The organism is Escherichia sp. 94.0001 (assembly GCF_013369155.2).
Classification (GTDB): domain Bacteria; phylum Pseudomonadota; class Gammaproteobacteria; order Enterobacterales; family Enterobacteriaceae; genus Escherichia; species Escherichia coli_F.
The window spans coordinates 1-201 of sequence record NZ_JABWMS020000364.1 but is presented as its reverse complement, the minus strand read 5'-3'; the positions used below and the strand labels follow the sequence as shown (position 1 = coordinate 201).

Sequence of the window (201 nt, the reverse complement as noted above, 5' to 3'; positions counted from 1 at the left end):
GGAGACTTTCGATAGTCGCATTAGCATCAGCAAGCTCCTTTGTGTATCTGGCGTCAAGTTCTGCTACATCACGTTGCCGCTTCTGCATATCAGCGATGATGGATGTGGCTTTATCGCGCTGCTCTTTGTAGGCGATGGCGTTATCACGGTAATGATTAACAGCCCATGACAGGCAGGCGATAATGCAGATAACCAGAGCGG

At 49.8% G+C, this 201-nt stretch carries 1 protein-coding gene; it reads right to left on the bottom strand.

Annotated elements, in window-relative coordinates; all coding sequences use genetic code 11:
* The coding region (locus HEN33_RS27310; protein ID WP_183083593.1) for a lysis system i-spanin subunit Rz at positions 1-201 on the bottom strand (201 nt) is incomplete at both ends.